1 protein-coding gene is annotated in these 2,409 nt (G+C 63.2%); it reads left to right on the top strand.

Translation table 11 applies throughout. The features are described 5' to 3' along the window. Positions 1-2,396 (top strand): type VI secretion system Vgr family protein (locus tag L5014_RS38435; protein ID WP_238469078.1); only part of this gene is annotated, 2,396 nt, incomplete at its 5' end. Positions 2,397-2,409: the final 13 nt, after the last annotated feature.

Here is a 2,409-nt window from a genome sequence, read left to right as displayed (position 1 = left end):
TGTCGAAGTCCCGTGATGGCTGCATCTACCGCGTCGAAATCCGCCAGCACCTAGCAAAGCTCGATGGTCCCAGCAACTGTGCGACCTACCAGAACAAAACGTCAGCCGACATCATCGAGGAAGTGATCAAGCGCAACGATCTGCGCCCATGGGTGCGGGTGGTGCAGCGCCTGCGGCGGCAGCATCCACGACACCCGTTTCGCATGCAGTACAACATGGGCGACTGGGCGTATTGCCGGCTGGAAATGGAGCAGGCGGGGCTCTTCATGTTCACCGAAGAGGACCGACATGGCGAAGTGCAGGTCATCGCGGACGATATCGACGGCTATTCGCGCCCCGCGATCTCGGTCAGGGATCGCCCCCCATCGGGCATGCATACGTTCGAAGAGTCGATCTATTCGCTGAAGGTCAAAACCCGCGCCATTCCCGAGTCGTTCATCGTCGCGGACTTTAGCCCCGACAACCACGCCATGATCATCCGCAAGGAAGGACAGGCGCGCGACGAGTTCAGCACGGAGGGGCATGACAACACGACCATGGGTACGCCCATGGTGTGGGGCACGCATCACGGGGACGAGGCGGGGGCGAAGCGCGAGGCGACCTTGCGGCATGAGGCGGCGCGCGCGCAGCAGGTCACCTGCAAGGCGAAGTCCACGATACCTTCGATCAGGCCAGGGTGCATCGTGAAGCCCGATACGCTGGCCGACAATCAGGACGGCACGCTCGACGCAAAGGAGGGTGTGTTCGTCACGAAGGTCGTGCATCGTGGCGCACCTAACGCGAACTACCGGAACACGTTCCGTGCGATCCCTGCCAACCGGCCATATCGGCTGGCCATAGATGAATCGAAGTGGCCCCGGGTCCATACACTCGGGTTCACGGTCAAATCGCCGAATGACTACACGTACCCCTACCTGGATGCGGAGGGGCGCATTATCGTGCGTTTTCACTGCGACTTCGGCAACTGGCCGAAGGGCGTGGAGAGCATTCCGCTGCGCATGGCGAAGCCCTTCGCCAGCAAGAACCACTCGGGGCTGAACATGCCGCCCGTGGACGGCGACTTCGGCATAGCGGGATTCTACGAGGGCAACCCTAACAAGCCATTTGCACTGGCCTTCATTCCGACGGCCAGAAACCCGGACCTCATCAACAGCTCGCGCAGGCGGATGTCGCGCAGCGAGATACGCACGCGCTCGGGCAACAAGCTCTGGTTTGAGGATTGGGATAACCAGCAGGGCATTGAACTGAGCACGGAGCACTCGGGCCGCTCGCAGCTCAACCTGGGCTTCATTCCCGACCGTGAACTGAAGGAGCGCGGCACGGGTGCGGAACTGCGGACCTCGGGTCATCTGGTGAGTCGCGGTGGCGCGGGCGTGATGGTGACGGCCTATAACCAGGCGGGCGGAAGTGGCAAGGTGCTCGCCATGGACGAGACGGACGCGCAACTGAAGGATCACCAGGTGATGAGCCGGTCACTTGCTGAGTCCGCCGAAGCGTCGAAGGCGTCGCCCGCCGACACGAACGCGCAGCAGGCGATCCATGACGGCCTGCATGAGTTGAAGAAACCGGGTGTGCTCGTGACCGGTCCTGGACCGGCTGGCATCGTGTCGGGCGACGGCGTGCAGTTCGCAGCCGATGGTTCGATCATCGGCACGGCGAAGAAGGGCATTCACTTCAGCACGCTCAAGCGCCTGACGGCCACGGCGCGCGACGTGGTGTCGTTGTTCTCGCAGAAGGGCATGAGCCTCGTCACGGCGGCGGGGGACCTGGTGATACAGGCCCAGCGTGGCCGCGCGCAGCTTGCCTCGCAGGGCGACATGACCTTCGAGACGGTTGACGGGGTGCTGCACGTGAAGTCCTCGAAGGAGATCGTGCTGGCCTGCGGCGGCACGTACATGAAGCTCTCACCGGGTGGCATCGAGTTCGGCTCGCGCGGCGGCGCGGTGTTCAGGACAACGGGCCTGAAGAAAATTGGCCCCGCGCAGATGGACCTGGGCGGCGCGGCGTTCGCGCCGAAGTTTGTGCCGTATACGACAAGTTGTGAGGTGTGGAGGAAGAACCCGAACTTTGTGCAGAAGCTCGCACCCGCGCCAGCACCGGCCCCGGCGCAGTGGGCCGCGCTCGGGAATACGGGAGCGGTGCCGCCTGCTCCGATGCTCAGCGCAGGCTCGATGGCGTCTGCTGGTGGTGGCGAGTTGCAGGGTGCACAGCCGCTGACGCAGGCACAACAGCTTCCGGGTTCGGCGGGTTCCGCTGACGGCGCAGCAGGCAATGGCGGGTTGGTTATCTGTTACGTCCCGAACTATTTGAGTTTTAGCGGGAGGCGTTTATCTCGCGAACGTCGGGAACGATTTTTTGAACTTCACCGCGCGAAGCGCGGGACACGAGGGGCGTAAAGAAGGCCGGTGC

Source organism: Paraburkholderia tagetis, from assembly GCF_022213065.1.
Taxonomy (GTDB): Bacteria; Pseudomonadota; Gammaproteobacteria; order Burkholderiales; family Burkholderiaceae; genus Paraburkholderia; species Paraburkholderia tagetis.
This window is presented reverse-complemented; position numbering and strand designations above follow the sequence as displayed.